Origin of the sequence: Variovorax humicola, from assembly GCF_037889915.1 — a bacterium.
Classification (GTDB): domain Bacteria; phylum Pseudomonadota; class Gammaproteobacteria; order Burkholderiales; family Burkholderiaceae_C; genus Variovorax; species Variovorax humicola.
In genome coordinates, this window is record NZ_JBBKZV010000065.1 from 1 (window position 1) to 17,725 (window position 17,725).

Consider the following 17,725-nt stretch of genomic DNA (forward strand, 5'->3'; position numbering starts at 1 on the left):
CGAAATCGGAACTGAGACATCGTGTTTGATGCTCTTGCCAGGATCTGCCTCCGCGAGGGGAATGCTTTCGCGCAGATGCCAGAACGCCTTGCTCTGGGTCATGCTTTCGGCTATGACGGCATCGAGGATCAACCCCTCCTCCATGGCGACACCAAGAACGTTTTCAAACTGCGCCTGCGCGTGTTCCTCGCTCTCCATGTCGGACAATTCGAGCAGCGCGAAGTAGGAGGCGACGGCGGACGGCCCTTCAAACGGAAGACGTTGCGGAGGGAAGAGCCGCACCACGTCGTGGAGCACGCTTCCAGCCATCACCTCGAAGGCAGTTAGCGAAGGTCCGAAACCCTTCCTCGCCCGGGATAGCAAGCGAACTGCGTCGTCCACCGAGGCCAAAGCGAGAATCGCCGTCCGCTGGGCGGCGGGCATCGGATATAGCTTTAGCGTCGCGCCAGTGATTACACCCAACGTGCCTTCACTGCCAATGTAGAGATCCCGTAAGTCGTATCCGGTATTGTCCTTGCGCAGGCCGCGCAAGCCGTTCCAGATTTCGCCGTCGGGCGTGACGACTTCGAGACCCAGGGCAAGGTCGCGTGCATTGCCGTAGCGCAGCACCTGCGTTCCGCCCGCATTCGTGGCCAGGTTTCCCCCGATCGTGCAGGTTCCTTCGGCGGCCAGACTCAGAGGAAACAAGCGCCCACAGGCGCGGGCGGCCTCCTGGACGGCGCTTAAGGTGCATCCGGCGTCCACGACCATCGTGTCGTTGTCTGTGTCGATGGAGCGGACCGCGTTGAGTCGTGTGAGCGAAAGAACGATCGCTTCACCGCTCTCGTCAGGTGTCGCGCCACCGCATAAGCCAGTATTTCCCCCTTGCGGAACCACAGGTGTCCCGTGTCTCGCGCAAACTTGCATTACGGCGGCCACCTCCTGAACGTTTCCCGGTCGGACCACGGCCTGTGCGCGCCCCGTGTATCGCCCCCTCCAATCCACGAGAAACGGCGCGGCCGCATCCTCGAGAAGCAAGCCGTTGGCTCCGACGATCGAAGCCAGTTCACCAAGTATCTGTGTGCACATAAAAAAGCTGAAGCTCCATTCCGATCGCTTGCCGGCCGGCCAGTCGGCCGGATCTGGTCCACTGCGCTCAGGCCTTTGCCTCCTTCGGCGTTTGCAGGGCGTGGTACTGAAGCTCGGCGCGCGCCTCGCGAAGCGTCTGGCCCTTGGCGATGCGCTTGAGAATTTCCTGCTCTGTGTGCTCGATCTCCCGCGCGATCGCTAGCACCTCCTCCGCCCGGGAGGCCGGCACCACCACCACGCCAGAGTCGTCTCCCAGCACGATGTCGCCTGGCCGCACCTGGCGGTTGGCCACGTTGACGGGCACGTTCAAGGCTTCGAGTTCCACTCGGTCCTTGCCGGTCATCATGTAGTAGTCGCGGCTGAAGACTGGGTAGGCTAGTTCGCGGATCTTGGGTACGTCGCGGCAAACGCCGTCGATCACCGTGCCGGCGACGTCCATGCGGCTCGCCAGCGTGGTCATGATGTCGCCCCACACGGTGCAATCGGTGCGGCCCGCGTTGTCGATGACGATCACATGGCCCGCCGGTACGTCGTCGAGGAAGTCGCCCACGGTGCCGCGCTCCACCACGCCGCAGGCGCGGTACTTGACCGTGAAGGCCCGTCCCGCGAACTTGACGCCATGCACCACGGGCTTAATGCCGTGGCAGCCGGCTTCCAAACCTAGCTTGTCCATCGCGTCAGAAACGCCGGCGCTATCCAGTGCCTTGAAGGCTTCGACCAAAACGTCGGACGATGCCGCCGAATTCCTTGCTTCGCTCATGACTCAGTTCCTCGCGGCGGGTTGCCGCAGCATTTGTTCGTAGTTGAAACGGCGATCGACTTCCTGCATCGATTCGCCTGCGCGCAGTGCGTCCAGCATGGCGTTTTCCTTGGCCATGATTTCCTCGGCAGCCTCGACGACCTCGGACAGGCGCTCGATCGGCACAACGACCACGCCGTTGACATCGGCCACGATCACGTCGCCCGGCCGCACGGCCGAATCGCCCAGGCGGACCGGCACGTTCCAAGCCTCCTGCACAATTCGGCCCCGTGCCGTGCTCGGCACCGTGCCGCGGGCATGCACCGGAAAGTCGAAGGTCTCGCAGGCATCGACATCGCGCACCGCCCCGTCCACCACCACGCCGGAGACACCCTGGAGCTTGGCGCCCAGCGCCAGAATCTCGCCCCAACAGTTGTTGTGCAGGTCCCCGCGGTTGTCGACGACGATCACGTCGCCGGCATTGCTGTTGGCGATCGCGTCCACGCCGAGGTGGGCCACCGAAGGCACGGCACCGGCGGCCGTCATGCGGATGGTCACGGCCTGCCCGACAACCTTCGTTCGGCCCCAGCGCGGCACGATGCCCTGCACGGCACAGCGCGGCACGCCAACACGGTCGCATGCGTCGCTGAGGTTGGAAGTGGCCAGCGCGTCGAGACGCGCTCGGAAACCGCTGTCGAATTCCTTCCAGTTCATTTCGCCACCTCGTTGCCGCCGAAGTTGTAGACGTCCAGCGTACGCGCGCCCTGGCGAATGCGCTCGATGATGGCGCGCTCCTTGGCCTCCCGCTCGATGGATTGATTCAACACCGATTCGGCCTCGGCGGCCGGGATGACGACGACGCCATCGGCGTCGCCGAGCACCCAGTCGCCCGGGTTCACGACGACACCATCGATGACGACGGCTCCCCCGAGCCTGGCCGGCACCAGCTTGTCGGTGCCCTTCACGCACAGCCCCTTGGCGAACACCGGGAACCCGATGGCTGCAATGGCGTCCCGATCGCGCACGGAGCCAGACGTGACCAGGCCCGCGATGCCACGCACCTGCGCAGCGACTGCGATGATCTCGCCGAACGGACCGGCTTCGAGGAAGTCATAGGCGTCGATTACCAGCACGCTGCCGGCAGGCGCCTCGTACAGCGCTTCGTGAATGGCGAGGTTGTCACCCGGCTTGAGCGTGAATGGAAAGGCGGGGCCGGACAGCTTCATGCCCGCGGCAATCGGCTTGACCGCGCTGGACAGTGCGCCGATTCGACCAGCGGCCTCGTGCACGGTGGCGACGGACTGCTCGGCATAGGCTCCGGAAAAACGCGCGGCGGGAGGAAGAAGAGTGGTGGTGTTCATGGGAACTCGTGTGGTGGTTGTCTTGCTTGGTTGTTTGGGTTGGGTGGGGATACATGGCTCAGCGCCATAGCTTTAGTGCGGCTGGCGCGGCGTCCAGTTGCAGGCGTTCGCCGGTATCGGCCAGCGTTCCGCCCGCGTCGCGGTAAAGGCGGATCTGCCGGTTGGCGGCGTCCTGCACCAGCACCGCGCTACCGTCGGACGAGAAGGCATGGCCTTGCAACCATTGCCCGCCGGCGAGTTCGGCCACCGGTTTCAATCGGCCGCTGTCGATACTGAACAGGCGGTAACGCGCCGTGCCATGAAATGCGGACGCCTGCGGCTTGTTGCTGCCATCGATGACGGTCACGCCCATAGAGCGGCCATCAGGCGAGAAGAAGATTCCTTCCGGCGTTTGCCCAACCGTCACGGTGTCGACAACGCGTGGCGATGCGCTGCGGAGGTCGATGAGGCTGATCGTGTCCGCGTCACCGAGTCCCGCGCCGAGGTTGGTCACTGCGGCCCATGCGCCATCTGGCGACACGTCGAGGCCGTAAGGCCGCAGCCCGGCATATAGCTCGCGCGGGTCCAGCTTCACGGTCTGTCCCTGGACGATCAGCACGCTGATGCGGTTGTCACCGTCGCGGGTCACCAGCGCACGACGGCCGTCCGGCGTGAAGGCGACATGCGCAGGCCCCGACTTCTCGCCGAGGTTCAGCTTGCCGACGCCGCGTACCAGTTCTCCCTCGATGGCGAGCACCGAGACAGTCCCTTCGACGCGGTTGGCAACAAGTGCCAGCGTGCCCGCGCGATTGATCGAAATGCCCGACGCGCCGGCGCCGGTGGTCAAGGTGGCAACGACACGCGGCGCAGTTTTCCCGGCCGGATCGAGCACCAACACCGACACGAGATCGAAGGGCACAACCTTGGTGGCGTCAGCCGGGTCGCGCCGAGTCGCGGCGCTCACCAGCGCGAGGCGTCCGCCCGGCGCGATCGCGACAGAGCTCGGCGGCCCGACCAGCGAAGTCGGCATCGCGAGTTGCTGCACAACGCGCAGTCGCCCCCCCGCGAGTTCGACGACGGCCAGCGAGTCCGCCGCGTCGCGTACCACAGACACGCCGTCGGCGAGACCGGCTCGGCCGTCCTGAACCGAAAGGAAGTACGAGGGCGCTTCATTCGCCGGCCGTGGGCCCGCGCATCCCGCGAGCGCCGCGACGGCTGCCATCGCCAGCATACTTCGCAAGGAGGGGAATCGGGGGTGGGTCATGACCGTGCGTGTCCTGATCCATCAATCGACGGTCGCGCCGGAGAGCTTGACTAGCCTGCCCCACTTGTCGATCTCCTGATCGACGATCTTCTTGAACTCGGCAGGCGTATTGGCAACGGGCACGGACCCCTGATCAGCCAGCGCCTTTTTTACGGCCGGATCCTGCGCCGCCTTCTGGATCGCCGCGGCGATCTTCTCGACGACGGCCGGCGGCGTTGCAGCGGGGGCGAACACACCGTTCCACAATGCAACCTCGTACCCGGGTAGAGCTTCGGTGATCGCGGGTACGTCGGGCAGCCGTTGCGAACGGGTCTTGGTCGTGACACCGAGCGCGCGCAGCTTGCCGCCCTCTATAAAAGGCAGCACCTCGATGAGAGGCGCGAACACCGCCTGGATCTGTCCGCCGATGAGGTCGGTATTTGCAGGCGCACCGCCCTTGTAGGCCACATGCAGCATGTCGCCCTTGGCCATGCTGTTGAAAAGCGCGCCCGAGAGATGGGAGGCCGACCCGCTGCCTGCCGATCCATAGCTGACACCCACCTTCTTCTTCTGGACGAAATCGACGAATTCCGGCAAGGTCTTCGCGGGAAGTTCGTTGTTGACCACCAGCACGTTCGGGATCAGCGCCACCTCGGACACCGGCGCAAGGTCCTTGCGCAGGTCGAAGCCCGTGCTCTTGTAGAGCGTGACGTTGGTGGCAATCGCGCTCGTCGCAAACAACAGCGTGTAGCCGTCGGGTGCAGCCTTCGCCACATAGGCCGAGCCGATATTGCTGCCGGCCCCCACCTTGTTCTCGACGATGACTTGCTGGCCCAGTTCCTTGCCCAGTTTGACTGCGAGCAGGCGGGCGGTGGAGTCGGTGCTGCCACCCGCGGCAAAGGGCACGACCAAGGTGATGATCTTCTTGGCAGGCCAGTCCTGGGCATGGGACGCAAATCCTGCTGCGGCCAGGCAGGCAGCGAGCGTGAAGCGGAAAAACGGGCGGCGGGTCATAGTTTGTCTCCAGTTGGTTTCAGGCGACCGCATGCGGCGGCCGGCCCCGAGTCGAAAGACTCTTGGCTTGTTGAATGAGAAGGCAGGGAAAAGCTAGGAGAGATCGGCGTCGAAGGGCCGCTTCACCTCGTCGGCCACAGGCCGGTCGGCGACGTGCTTCGTGGGATCGCGAAAGGTCACGACCACCGTGCCCGCATCCGCATCCACTTCGACGAAATCCCCGTTGGAGATGACGTGTGTCGGGTCCTGGTCCAGGCCGGCCACGGCGGGGATGTTCCCGATGATGGCGCCGATGGTGGTCACGCCTTCCGGACTCACCTGCACGAACGCGACGGGGGCGGTACCACGTGACACCATGTCGTAGATCTTGTACGAACCACCGGTGGAGCCCTTGCCCGTAAGGAACACGAGAACCTTGCCGGCGATGTTCACGCCTTCGATCTCGTGGCCGGGTTCGGTGACGATGCCAGTGTAGTTGTCGACGCCTCCGTTGAAGCTGATCGCCTCGCGTGTGACAACCGCTTCGCCGCTGGCCTTGCCAGTGACGATCTTGCGCCCCTTCAGGACGAGCTTTTCTGTTGCCATGATGCTTACCTCCAGACGCCGTCGATGGCCGCCTGCATGACGCGACCCAAGTTGCCGTAGTGGGTAGGAAGGCCGAACTGGCCCGGCGCATAGAAGGCCATCTTGGCCGAATTGGTCGTCAGGGTCTTGTAGCCTTTGCTGGGTGCAATCACGCGGCTGCGGGCCAGGAAGGGACAGGTCTCACGAACCACGATCCCGCCCGCGTCCTCGATCGTCTTGATATAGCCGTTGCGCTCGGCCATGGCGTACATCGCGCCGGCAGTCGTCACCCAGAGGGCGACGTCTTGGTGGACCTTCTTGCCCTGCAGGGCGTCGGCCACTTCGCGGATCTCCTGCACAGAGGCGTTGGGGCAGCCGACAAGGATCCAGTCCACGTGGTCGGAAGGCTCGCGATTCAGGGCCGCTTCCGCTGCCGCCTTCTCCGCGTCACCGAAGACCAGCACCTTGTCGGGCGTCCGGCCGCCGAAGGCTTCTTCGACTGTCGGTGCTTCGGGCGTCACGCCGACCGCGTGGAACATGCTGACCGAGCCGGACGATGCCAGCGCGGCGCTCAGCGCCTTCAGATCTTCCAGCGTCGGCGTTGTCGCCACGCCGGTGAACACGGGGGTGTCCTGCCCGGCGATCTTGCCGGCGAAGTAGCCCAGCGTTCCAAAGTCCGTCATGTCGCGCAGTTGCGTTTCCACCTTGATGAGGAACTTGCCGTAGCGGTTGTGCTTCAGGTGGAAGCCGTACTCCGGCGTGCGGCCGGTCAATGCCGAGGCCAGTCCACTCGGGCCGCCTTCGCGATTGGTGCGGGCGCCGCACACGGAGTTGGCGAAGACCACGGCCGAGGACTCGCCCCATGCCATGTGTTCACCGAAGCGGGGCATGTTGCCCACGAGGTAGGGGATGCAGGTGTTGCAACTGTTGGCACCCATGCCGGCGTACGCATCGGTCAGCCGTGTTTGCAGGATGCTGTCCGATTCGGGGATGCCGATCTCCTTCCACTGGCTGGGATCGACGGCGGTCGGATTTGTCGTGACGCGGGTCACGAACTTGCCGCCCTGCTTGCGGATGTCCTCGACAAACCGGGTGCCGGCTTCCTCGGCCACCAGCACCGAGGATCCCGCCATGTGGACGTTGTTGACGGCCACAAGCCGCTCTGCGCCGAAGCTCTCGCCCAGGGCCACCAGGATCTGCATGGCTTTCTGCACGGCGGCACCCTTGTCACCGTTGAGCATCGCTGTTTCTTCGTCTGTCAAAACCATCGTGTGTCTCCTATTTGCGGCTCGCGGTACGGGCCGTCGATGGGGTGAATTCTGGGTTTAGAAGTCGATCACGAAAAGCGATAAATTGGAATTGATCTATATTCTTGAATCAGATAAAGATCGGGGTGACGGAAAGAGCCAGCCATGATGACGTTCAAGCAACTGGAGGCGTTCTACTGGGTCGTGCAGGCGGGCGGTTTCGCGCAGGCGGCCAACAAGCTGCACACCACGCAGTCAGCCGTGTCGAAGCGCGTGCAGGAACTGGAGTCGGTATTCGAGACGCCCTTCTTCGACCGCTCGCAGCACAAGGCGAGGCTCACTGAAAAAGGTGAAGAGATGCTCCTGCTCGCGAGGCGCTTGCTGGAACAGCGTGATGCGGTGGTCGAACGGATGCAGCGTCCCGAAATCCTCGAACGGCACGTTCGCATCGGCGTCACAGAGCTCACCGCCATGACGTGGCTGCCGCGTCTGGTGAGCGCGATCCAAGCCAGCTATCCGAGGGTGATCATCGAGCCGCATGTGGATGCCAGCATGACGCTGCGCGACAAGCTGCTGGCCGATGACGTGGATGTCATGATCGTTCCAGACGCCTTCGACGATCAAAAGCTGCTGTCCCGACGTGTCGGCGTCGTCGAGCACGCATGGATGTGCAAGCCCGGCTTGGTGGGCCGAAAAAAAGGCCCCATCAGCATGCAGGACCTGGCGACGCACCGTCTGCTGACGCAGGACGACCGCTCGGGCACCGGGCGGCTTTACAACCGCTGGATGCAATCCATTGGCATCCAGCCCGAGAACACCGTGTTCAGCACCAGCCTCGTGGCCCTGATCGGCCTCACGGTGTCGGGGATAGGTGTCAGCTACCTTCCAAAGAAGTTTCTTGCACCCATGATCGATTCGGGCGCGCTCCAAGTCCTCACGGTGTCGCCTACCTTGCCGGTGGCGCCGTACGCGGCGATCTCGAGGGCGGATCGGCAAAGCAACCTGGTTTCCTCCATCGCCAGGCTTGCGCAGGAGCAGTGCGATTTCGGGAGGATTTTTCAGACGGCGTGAGCACAGGTCTTTCTGCATGTGTCGAATGACTGCTTGCATTCCCTTCTCGCCGCGTGTCGTGAACCCGCTTCTGGTCCCGGCCTTAGTCAACCTCAAAGCAACAAAGGTTATGACTGCTTTCGCTACTGCATTGCGGCAGGTCCGGCGTGGACGGCCGCAGCGGTGCAACTCGCACGAATTTGCGGGCTCGTCGACCGTCATCGTTGTCAAATGCGCATTGCCACGATCGTGGACGCCGGATTCTGAGTGATCGCGACCCGTGTTTCAGGGCGATCGTGGACGATCAAGATGCATGCGCGCCCCCAATGCTTGTGTAAGACGGACTAGACATGATGGTCGTTCTATAGGCGGAGGAGGGCCCGTCTCCGGTATCGTGGATTGCGCCCTCTACGAGTGCGCCGAGCCACATGCGGCGGGTTCCCCAGCCGCAAACCGTATGGAGACGAGCCATGGACGAGAGTATCAATTTCTTCGTTGGTTTGGATGCCCGCAAGGACAGCATTTCGGTTGCCGTGTGTGAAGCTGGGCGAGAACCCAGCCGTTTCCTCGGCACCCTGGGGCCTGACGTGCAGGGGGTGATCAAGACGCTGCGCAAGACGGCCCGGCGCGGCACGTGAGCGTGGTCTATGAAGCCGGGCCCACCGGGTATGGGCTGTATCGAGAGCTGAGCCGGCGCGGCTATCGTTGCGAGATCATCGCACCGTCCTTGATACCGCGGCGCGCGGGCGAACACATCAAGACCGATCGACGCGATTGCGCGCGGTTGGCCGAGTTGTCCCGGGCGGGCGAACTCAAAGCGAGCTGGGTGCCCGACGAGGCCCACGAGGCGATGCGCAATCTCTGGCGGGCGCGCGAAGACGCGGTCAACATACGTCTAAAGGTGCGCCATGACGGATCGATGCACGGTGGTAACCAACCCACGGATATCAGTCTGATCCATGCTCGTGTGATGACATCAGGCGGTAGGCCGACGTCGGTAAATGGGCGGGTCGGCCCATAGCCGTCAATCTGAAATGGAATGGCGCGCGCCGAACGAGAAGTCGTCGCCCTACCCCACCGATTCCGATCATCGTCAAAGTCTGCCGAGCCTGCAAGACAACATGCAGATCGACTATGCGACCGTCGAATTGAACAGCTAATTCGTTCGAGTCTTTGTCCACCTCCACCACACGACGTGCGCACGACACTTCAACTCCGAAAGGTTTCAGCGCCGCGTGAAAGCCGATGACCTGCTGAGGGTGAATGCACAGTTTGCCGGAGAAGACCGAACTCTTGGCACGCTGGGTGTTTGCCACTAGACGTTGCGCATTGCCGGTCTGCATCGTCTCGGAGTCGACGTGGCCCGAATCGATCTTCAACGCTGCGCTCCGAATGCCGCAAGGCGCTCCATCGCACGCGGCCACACCGCGGGATTGACCAGCCGCTCGGGCCGCTGGCCGGTCGTGAGCAGTTGCACGATCTGCGTAGCAGCAAGTGCTGCGTTGTTGCGCCGCGCCTCCTGCGTCACCCCGGCGGTGTGGTACGTAGCCACCACGTTGGGCAACGCCAGCAGCGGGTGCGTCGGGGGAGGAGGCTCCTGCTCCCACACGTCGAGCCCTGCCCCCGCCAAGTGGCCGCTGGCCAAGGCCTGAGCCAACGCAGCCTCGTCGTGGATTCCGCTGCGTGCGGTGCTGATGAAGATGGCACCCGGCTTCATCGCGGCGAAGCGCGCTTCGTTCATCAGGCCCAGCGTGTGTGCGTTGCGCGGACAGTGCAGCGAGACGATGTCGGACTGCCGAAGGAGCTCGTCAAAGCTCACCGCCTCGGCACCACGCCTCGCCATCTCTTGAGCGTCCACACCTGGATCGCTCCCAAGCACGCGCATGCCAAAGGCGCGACCCAGCGCGGCGGTACGGCTGCCGATGGCGCTCATGCCCACCAGGCCCAGCGTGCGGCCACGCAGTTCACGGCCCATCAGATCCTCGCGGCTGAAGCCGCGCTCGCCGCTTCGCAGCAGGCGATCCGATTCGGCGATGCGGCGCAGCACCGCGAGCATCAGGCCGAGGGACATTTCGGCCACCGAATCGGCGTTGCCGCCCGCCTGGTTCAGCACCATCACGCCTGCCCGGGTGCAGGCGTCGATGTCGATGGTGTCGCAGCCAGAACCATTGGCGGAGACAGCCAGCAAGTGGGGACAACGCTGCAACAGTGCAGCGTTGGCGAACAGCTGCGGCGGGAGTTCATCCCTCGCAGAGTTGGTCTGCAGCACCCGTGCGCTGGCCAGCGCCGCTCCGAGCACGGCATCCGGGCTGTCCATGGCGCAGGTCTGCAGCGCAATGGAAGATTCAGCGGACAGGATGCGATCGAACTCGGGATCCATCCAGAATCCGAATCGCACGACCTTGTGCAGGCGAGTGGCGATGTCCTGGTCGATGCTTGCGTGTTGTACGTTAGTCATGGGCGTGGTCCATCAGCCGCCGAACTGCGGCGTGCGTTTGTCCAGGAAGGCCGACACGGCTTCACGGTGGTCTGCCGTCTGATGGGCCAGCGCTTGGTGCGCGGCGGAGAGCTCCAGCAGCGACGCCAGGCTCATGTGCATGCCCTCGCGGATCAACCGCTTTGTCATGCGCGTGACCTGGGGCGGATTGGCGGCGATCTCATCCGCAAGCCGGTTGGCTGCGACTAGCAGTTCCTCGTGTGGCACCACTTGGGACACCAGTTCCCATTGCAGCGCGGTGGCTGCATCGATCACGCGACCGGTGAACGACAGCTCCGCCGCCCGTGACAAGCCAATCACCCGCGGCAGCAGCCAGGCACCGCCGTCTCCCGGCACGATGCCCATCTTCACGAAGCTCTCAGCGAAACGCGCCTTCTCCGACGCGATGCGCAGATCGCACATACAGGCCAGGTCAAGCCCCGCACCAATGGCGGGGCCGTTGACGGCGGCGATCACTGGAACCTCCAGGCTGAAGAGCGCGAGCGGCAGGCGCTGAATGCCTTGTCGGTAGTCCTCGCGGATGCGCATTCCGTCCACCTCGCCGAAGGACTGCTCCCTCATCTTGCGGATGTCGCCGCCAGCGCTGAAGGCCGGTCCTTCGCCGGTCAGGATGACCGCGCGCACGCTGCGATCGAAGCTGATCTTGTCGATCGCTGCGAGAAATTCCTCGACCGCCGTGTTGCCTGTCAGCGGATTGCGCTGCTCGGGCTGTGACATGGTCAACGTGACAACGTGGCCGAGCTGTTCGTACTTCAGGAATGTGCTCACGATGCGTTCCCTTCGGTCTTCGGAAAGTCATATAGCCGCGCCGGGTTGTCGACGAGGATCCGGTGCCGCTGCGCCGCGTCAGGCACCCAGGTTTCGAGCAGGTTGCGCAGCTCGCCGGCATCCGGCATCGGGGCTACCGCGACATGCGGCCAATCGCTGCCCCACACGACCCGGTCGGGCGCCGCCTCGACGAGCGCCTGCGCCCAAGGCGTCACATCGTCGTACGGCGCCGGCGATTCGCTGATCCGGTACGCGCCGGAGAGCTTGGTCCACCAGCCGTGCTCGCGCAGAAGATGCCGGAGCGCCTGGAAGCCCGCATGCTGCGTACCGACCGCCACCGGCATGTGGCCCATGTGGTCGACGACGATCGGCACCGTCAGCTTCTGGAGGCGCGGCATCAGGGCCGGCAATTGCCTGGCATCGAGCAACAGTTGCAGGTGCCAGCCCATGTCTGCGATCTTCGCGGCCAGGACTTGCGCCGCGTCCAGCCCTACTCCGCCGCCGTACAGGACATTCAGGCGCAGGCCCCGCACGCCCGCCTCGTGCATCTCGGTCAACTCGCGCTCAGAGACATCGGGCGAGACGACGCCGATGCCACGCAAACGCTCCGGATGACGGCGCAGCACTTCGAGCATGTAGCGGTTGTCCGTGCCGTAGACGCTGATCTGCACCAGCACGCCGCGATCCATGTCGGTGGCGTCGAGCATTGCGAGATAGTCGGCTTCGGGCGTGGGCACCGGCGTGTAGCTTCGGTTGGCAACCAGCGGATAGGTTGACTCGTCCGCCGCGACGACGTGCGCATGCGTGTCGCACCCGTATTGCGGAACCTCATACGTTGCGGGACTGAACGCCTTCGGAGGTGTGAGGCAGCTTGATTCGATCTTCATGATTCGTCCGTCGAGAACAACTTCGGTCAGGCCAACGCGTGGCGCCACAACACGGCCTGGTCCACCAAGCGGCGGCGCTGCACCTTGTTGACGCCGGTGTCGCGCGGCAGGGCTTCGATCCGCAAGATCTCCACGGGTCGCATGATTCCGGGCAGGGACTTGATCACTGCCGTCGTACGCGCGAGATCCAGGTTGGGATCGGTCACGAACAGCACTGGGCGCTGGCCGCTGACCGCATCCGGTTTGCTCCACAGCGCGAATTCGGAAAGGCCCGCCTCGGTCTCCAGCTTGCGCTCCACGTAGTCGATGGGCACGTACTCTCCGTTGACGCGGATCGCCTCGCTCAGGCGCTCGATGAAAACCAGGTTGCCGTAAGAGTCGACGCGGCCGCGGTCGCCGGTGTGGAACCACCCCTCCTCGTCCAGTGACGGGTCGATCACTCCGTCGCGAAGGTAGCCGGAGAACATGGTGTCCCTGGAAAGCTCCCGCACCAGGATCTCGCCGTCGCCAGAGAGCTTGGCGTCCATGTCGAAGCGCACGCGTCCGGCGTACTGCGTCGGCCCTTCCTCCGCAGGCTCCACGTCGCCGGGGCGCAATTGCCAGAGATGGCACAGGCCGCCTGCTTCCGTGGAGCCGTACAGCGTGATGCCCATTGGTACATTGAACTTGGTCAGGAACTCTTCCGATGCAAAGAACACGGACCGCAATTGATGGCCGTCGCTGTCCTGCGTGGTGGTGTCCCTGAGCAGCATCTTCAGCGGCGTGCCGTGCAGCACGACGGCCGTTGCGCCGATGCGCTTCACGGTGGCCCAGAAATCCGCCGCGGAGAAGCGGCTCGTGCCCAGCGTGCTCGCCCCCGCCGTCAAGCCCGCCACCACGCCATAGCCCAGCGGATTGATGTGGAACATGGGCATGGGGGCATAGACCACGTCGCGCCACGTGTAGCCCATCGAGTCGGCGATGAAGCGGCCGAGCCGGATGAAGTAGGTGTGGCTCTGCGCGCAGAACTTGGGACGCCCCGAAGTGCCGGAAGTGTGCATGTAGCTGGCGATGTCGCCACCGGCGCACTGCGCGCCCCAATCGGCCGCGTCGCCCGCATCGGCCGTGCCCGGTGCGCTGGCGCCTTCGGCGAGCGTCAGCGCGACTTGCCCGTCCCAGGCGCGGCGTGCATCCAACTGTCCCCACGCCGCGCTGGCAGGCGCGGCGAAGGTGTCGTCGAAATACGCCGCTGCGTCAGGCTTCAGGTCCATCAGCATGTCGCGCAGCAGCTCCTGTGGATAGTGCGGATTGATGAGCGCGGTGCGCACGCCCATGAGTTGAGCGGCCATCCAGAGGATCAGATAGTGCTCGCTGGTGGCGCCGATGAATGCCACAGTGGAACCCCGGCGCAGGCCGGAGGCGGCCAGTTGCCGGGCCAGGCCGCGCGCCAGTTCCAGGGCTTCGACCAAGGGCCTGGACACCCGGTCCGTGCCGTAGAGCGCCTTCGGGGAACGCCTGGCCGCGCTGGTGATGAGTTGGGCAAGATTTTGATTGCTGAACATGGGGAATCTCGATGAGGTGAAGGAAGGAATGGGAAGAACTTTTCAGGCCACCGGCGAGGCGGCCAACTGATCGAGATTCAATCGCCCCAGATAGCGCCCGACCGTGTTCTTGAGCACCTCCATGGACCCGCCGCCGATCTCGAAGGTCTTGGCGTCGCGCCAGTAGCGGTTGAAGGGTGAATTGACCATCGTCCCGTAGGCGCCGCAGACCTGGATCGCCTTGGCCGTCACGTTGTTGGCCACGGTGCAGCACATCAGCTTGGCTTCGCTCGAATGGCGCTCCACGTCCCGCTGTTCGTCGATCGCGTCCGCCGCCTCGTACAGCAGCAGGCGCGCTGCATCGATCTGGGCCAGCGATTCGGCGAAGTACCACTGGATGCCCTGGAAGTCATAGACGAACTGGTCGAAGGCCTTGCGCTGCCGCACGTAGGAGAGCGACTCCTCGAAGGCCATGCGCGCCAGGCCGATCGACATGGCGGCATTCAGGGTGCGCGAATAGTTCAGGTTGCGCACCACCACCTTCAGGCCCTGCCCCACCTCACCGATCAGGTGGTCGTGCGGGATCCGCGCGCCTTGCAGCAGCAGTTCCACGTGCGGTCCGTTGCGCAGGCCGAAGGTCTCGCTGCGATCACTGGCGAAGGTGCTGACGCCTGGCGTGTCGCGCGGTACGGCGAACACGCCCAGTCCTTCGTCTGTCTGCGCCAGGATGATGAACAGATCCGCGCCCGTGCCGGAGGTGATGAAGGATTTCTGCCCGTTCAGTTCCCAGCTCTCGGCGTCGCGCACGGCGCGCGTGTCGAGCGTGCGAATGTCGCTGCCGTGGTTGCGTTCGGTCAGCGCGTAGGACGCCTTCAAGCCCCGTGCAAATTGAGGCAGGTAACGCTCGCGCAGGCTCTCAGCGCCCACGCGAAGGATCACGTTCTGCGCCTGGAAGTTGGAGTTCAGCGAGATACCCACTGACGCGCTGGCCGCGCCCACCTCCTCGAAGAAGGAAACCACGCGGCGGAACGAACAGCCGGCTCCGCCGTACTGCTCGGGCACGACGAGCGCGTTGAACCCGTGCTCGGCCGCGCGCTCCACGACGTCGGCTGGATAGAGGTCATCGCGGTCGATCTCGGCCGCCACCGGCTGCACGTGCGTTCGGGCAAATTCCCGGTACGACTGGACGACTGAAGCGTCCTCGAACTCTTTCCAGAGCGCCATATGAATATCTCCTGTATTGGTTACTTGCGGGAAGCGCGGGATGTCGGCAGGACAAGCGCGTCTCCTTCGATCACCGGCTGGCCGTCGACTGTGCAAACGGTGCTCAGTGCCACACGGCGCTTCTCGGAAATCAGTTCCTTGACGGTCACCGTCGCGTGCACCGTGTCGCCCGGCCGCACGGGTGCCTTGAAACGCAGGTTCTGTCCGAGGTACACACTGCCCGGGCCCGGCAATCGACCGGCGAGCGCGGCGGAGATCACGCTTGCGGCCAGCATGCCGTGAGCGATGCGGCCCTTGAACGGTGTTGTCTGCGCGAATTCCTCGTCGAGGTGGACTGCGTTGCTGTCGCCCGACACTTCGGAGAACCGGACGATGTCAGCCTCCGTGATGGTCTTTGCAAAGCTCGCGCTCATGCCCTCTTTCAGGTCTTCGAAGTCGTAGCCGTTCAGCTCATTCATGGTGGTCCATTGCGGTTGTCTCGGTGTATTTGTTTTGCTGCTTGGCAGCCTTGTGGAATCATAAGAACTGATGACCATCAGCGTAAAATAGAAATTTGTGATTCACCCATCAGTGCTTGGTATGGCAAGAACTGCTGTGGAGCGTCAGACGACGGTCGAGTACGGAACTGATGCAGTCGGCACAGCCGCAAGCGAGCTAAGGGGATCGACTTGCGAGGGTCTTCATGCGCCTGGACCTACGCCTGAGGGCCAGGCATGCAAGTACGCCGCGCGAAATGCATCCGCGACTGAAGCTGCCAAGGGGGTGACCGTGGTTACAGCGCGCCTGTGCTCAACAATTTGCGCGCGCACATCAACCATCGAACTTGGAAGCGATGCGCAAGTCCTCCAGGCGTCAGTTCGATCCCGTGTCTGAGCCCCGCGCGAGCGTTCGCCGAGCCTGCAGAACGACCGGAAGGTCCACCATCCGGCCATCCAGTTGGACTGCCGCCCCGGCAGCCTGCGCGTCAGCAGCGATCACCCGTTTCGCCCAATCCAATTCCTGTTCGGTGGGTAAAAGCGCCTGATGAATCACTGCCACCTGGCGTGGGTGGATGCAGAGCTTGCCACCGAATCCGAAGCGAAGCGCGCGGTGGGTATCGTTTCGCAGCCGCGTCTCGTCCCCAATCTGGACCGTTACGCCGTCGACTGCTGGCGCGAGGCGGTTTAGACGCGAGGCGATGGCAATCGCGAAGCGCAGAGGTGCCAACTCGCTTTCCGACTCGTCGCACTGCAGGCCCACATCTGCCATGAAGTCGATATTCCCGACAACGAGTCTGGCCACGCCGGGCGCGGCAGCCAATGAGGACAAGGCGGCGTACCCGGCCGCACTCTCGATGAGTGGCAGAAGCGATAAGCCATTCAAGCTGTCATGTACCTCGGCCAGCGAACTCGCCGACTCGACCTTCGGCAGCATCACGGCGGCCGGCGGCGGCAGCCGCTTCAACCACGACAGGTCTTGCATGCCCGCATTGGTATCGGCAGGGTTGATTCGCACCACCAAGGGTACGCCGAGGAGTTGCAGTCGCTCCCATTCGCGCTCCACGGTCTCGCGCGCCGTGGCTTTGTCCGCAATGGGCACGCTGTCCTCCAAGTCGAGGATCACCGCATCGGCGCCACTGCGAAGCGCTTTTTCGAACAACGCCGGCCGGTTGCCCGGGGCGAACAGCATGCTGCGCGCAAGGGCACAGCGTTTCGCCATTTCTTGATTCAAGATGGATCTCCCAAAGCGCCGGCCAAGTGTGACAACACGAGCGAGCGCAAGACGGGCAGGCGCCCTGTGAAGAAATGATCCGCACCCGGCACGACCATGACGGGTTGCCCTTGCGGCCGGGCCCAGTCGAGCACGGCACTCAGGGCCACGCGCGTGTCGTTCTCGCCGTGCACGATCAGCGCGTCTGGCAAGCCGGTGTCCGGCGCGTACTGGCGCCGACCCTCCACCTCGCCGGCCGGCATGCCCGCCAGCACGACGCGGCGGGCAGGCTCGTTCCGGTCGGCCAGTCGGCGCGCCACACGTGACTGCACAAAGGCACCGAAAGAGAAGCCGACCAGTGCCAGCGGCAGCGCAGGATGCGCGGAGCGAAGCTGCGCAACCAGCGCTAGCACGTCGTCCGTCTCGCCGATCCCGCCGTCGTGCGTGCCATGGCTTGCGCCCACGCCGCGAAAGTTTGGACGCGCCACGAGCCAGCCAGCATCGCGCATTGCCTTTGCGAGCAGGTGCGGGATCTTGTGCATCGAGTTGCCGCCCAGCAGCGGCTGTGGATGGGTGAGCACTGCGATGCCACGCGGGGCATCGATGGGCGCATCGACCATCACCTCCATCGCGCCGACAGGGCCATCGACGAGGATTGTCCCGGTTTCAAAGTGCGCTTGTGCCATGAGCTTTTGATCGATCAGCCGATCTGCAGCGCGAGTTCTGGAACGGCTATGAAAAGGTCTGCCACGAGGCCGTAGTCCGCCACCGAGAAGATCGGGGCTTCTTCGTCCTTGTTGATCGCGACGATCACCTTGGAGTCCTTCATGCCGGCCAGATGCTGGATCGCACCCGAGATGCCCGCTGCGATGTAG

18 protein-coding genes and 2 pseudogenes are annotated in these 17,725 nt (G+C 64.1%); 2 read left to right on the forward strand and 18 right to left on the reverse strand.

From position 1 onward, the window contains the following. The 8 genes from WKW80_RS36095 to WKW80_RS36130 form a co-directional block, all read right to left on the reverse strand. Positions 1-1,068 (reverse strand): FAD-binding oxidoreductase (locus WKW80_RS36095; RefSeq protein WP_340368373.1); only part of this gene is annotated, 1,068 nt, incomplete at its 3' end. A gap of 67 nt (positions 1,069-1,135) precedes the next feature. Beyond that, complete coding sequence (locus WKW80_RS36100; protein ID WP_340368374.1) at positions 1,136-1,828, reverse strand: RraA family protein; 693 nt, start codon at positions 1,826-1,828, stop codon at positions 1,136-1,138. A 3-nt stretch (positions 1,829-1,831) separates the two neighbouring features. Next, positions 1,832-2,521, reverse strand: coding sequence for an RraA family protein (locus tag WKW80_RS36105; RefSeq protein WP_340368375.1), 690 nt, complete (start codon positions 2,519-2,521; stop codon positions 1,832-1,834). Next, positions 2,518-3,168, reverse strand: coding sequence for an RraA family protein (locus WKW80_RS36110; protein ID WP_340368376.1), 651 nt, complete (start codon positions 3,166-3,168; stop codon positions 2,518-2,520). Before WKW80_RS36110 ends, WKW80_RS36105 begins: the two co-directional genes overlap by 4 nt. 58 nt (positions 3,169-3,226) lie before the next feature. After that, positions 3,227-4,411, reverse strand: a complete 1,185-nt coding sequence (locus WKW80_RS36115) for a YncE family protein (RefSeq protein ID WP_340368377.1) — start codon at positions 4,409-4,411, stop codon at positions 3,227-3,229. Positions 4,412-4,432: 21 nt separating this feature from the next. After that, complete coding sequence (locus tag WKW80_RS36120) at positions 4,433-5,404, reverse strand: tripartite tricarboxylate transporter substrate binding protein (protein WP_340368378.1); 972 nt, start codon at positions 5,402-5,404, stop codon at positions 4,433-4,435. A 93-nt stretch (positions 5,405-5,497) separates the two neighbouring features. Then, the gene (locus WKW80_RS36125) at positions 5,498-5,989 is read right to left on the reverse strand and encodes an aconitase X swivel domain-containing protein (RefSeq protein WP_340368379.1); all 492 of its coding nucleotides are present in this window, start codon (positions 5,987-5,989) and stop codon (positions 5,498-5,500) included. 5 nt (positions 5,990-5,994) lie between these two features. Then, a complete protein-coding gene (locus WKW80_RS36130; protein ID WP_340368380.1) occupies positions 5,995-7,236 on the reverse strand; it encodes an aconitase X in 1,242 nt (413 codons plus the stop codon). A 147-nt stretch (positions 7,237-7,383) separates the two neighbouring features. On the opposite strand from WKW80_RS36130, the gene WKW80_RS36135 reads away from it, so the two are divergent. Both WKW80_RS36135 and WKW80_RS37675 read left to right on the forward strand, forming a co-directional pair. After that, a complete protein-coding gene (locus tag WKW80_RS36135; RefSeq protein ID WP_340368390.1) occupies positions 7,384-8,286 on the forward strand; it encodes a LysR family transcriptional regulator in 903 nt (300 codons plus the stop codon). Between the two features lie 449 nt (positions 8,287-8,735). Next, positions 8,736-9,172: pseudogene (locus WKW80_RS37675) on the forward strand (IS110 family transposase); the annotation flags it as partial. A gap of 40 nt (positions 9,173-9,212) precedes the next feature. On the opposite strand, the gene WKW80_RS36150 reads toward WKW80_RS37675, so the two are convergent. The 10 genes and pseudogenes from WKW80_RS36150 to WKW80_RS36195 all read right to left on the reverse strand — a co-directional run. Further along, positions 9,213-9,644: a hypothetical protein gene (locus tag WKW80_RS36150; RefSeq protein ID WP_340368391.1), complete on the reverse strand. Its 432-nt coding sequence runs from the start codon at positions 9,642-9,644 to the stop codon at positions 9,213-9,215. After that, positions 9,641-10,723: a hydroxyacid dehydrogenase gene (locus WKW80_RS36155; protein ID WP_340368382.1), complete on the reverse strand. Its 1,083-nt coding sequence runs from the start codon at positions 10,721-10,723 to the stop codon at positions 9,641-9,643. The genes WKW80_RS36150 and WKW80_RS36155 overlap by 4 nt, the downstream gene beginning before the upstream one ends. 12 nt (positions 10,724-10,735) lie before the next feature. Continuing rightward, entirely contained in the window at positions 10,736-11,530 is a 795-nt protein-coding gene (locus WKW80_RS36160; RefSeq protein ID WP_340368383.1) for a crotonase/enoyl-CoA hydratase family protein, read from the reverse strand. Beyond that, positions 11,527-12,417 carry an amidohydrolase family protein gene (locus WKW80_RS36165; RefSeq protein ID WP_340368384.1) on the reverse strand — a complete coding sequence of 297 codons (891 nt, stop codon included), beginning with the start codon at positions 12,415-12,417 and terminating at the stop codon, positions 11,527-11,529. Before WKW80_RS36165 ends, WKW80_RS36160 begins: the two co-directional genes overlap by 4 nt. A 26-nt stretch (positions 12,418-12,443) precedes the next feature. Then, positions 12,444-13,958, reverse strand: a complete 1,515-nt coding sequence (locus tag WKW80_RS36170) for a class I adenylate-forming enzyme family protein (RefSeq protein WP_340368385.1) — start codon at positions 13,956-13,958, stop codon at positions 12,444-12,446. 42 nt (positions 13,959-14,000) lie between these two features. Beyond that, the gene (locus WKW80_RS36175; RefSeq protein WP_340368386.1) at positions 14,001-15,161 is read right to left on the reverse strand and encodes an acyl-CoA dehydrogenase family protein; all 1,161 of its coding nucleotides are present in this window, start codon (positions 15,159-15,161) and stop codon (positions 14,001-14,003) included. A gap of 20 nt (positions 15,162-15,181) precedes the next feature. Next, positions 15,182-15,619: a MaoC family dehydratase gene (locus WKW80_RS36180; RefSeq protein WP_340368387.1), complete on the reverse strand. Its 438-nt coding sequence runs from the start codon at positions 15,617-15,619 to the stop codon at positions 15,182-15,184. 394 nt (positions 15,620-16,013) lie between these two features. Beyond that, a complete protein-coding gene (locus WKW80_RS36185) occupies positions 16,014-16,871 on the reverse strand; it encodes an HpcH/HpaI aldolase/citrate lyase family protein (protein WP_340368388.1) in 858 nt (285 codons plus the stop codon). Beyond that, on the reverse strand, positions 16,868-17,536 hold the full coding sequence (locus WKW80_RS36190) for an alpha/beta hydrolase (protein WP_340368389.1): 669 nt from the start codon (positions 17,534-17,536) through the stop codon (positions 16,868-16,870). Before WKW80_RS36190 ends, WKW80_RS36185 begins: the two co-directional genes overlap by 4 nt. 14 nt (positions 17,537-17,550) lie before the next feature. After that, positions 17,551-17,725: pseudogene (locus WKW80_RS36195) on the reverse strand (electron transfer flavoprotein subunit alpha/FixB family protein); the annotation flags it as partial.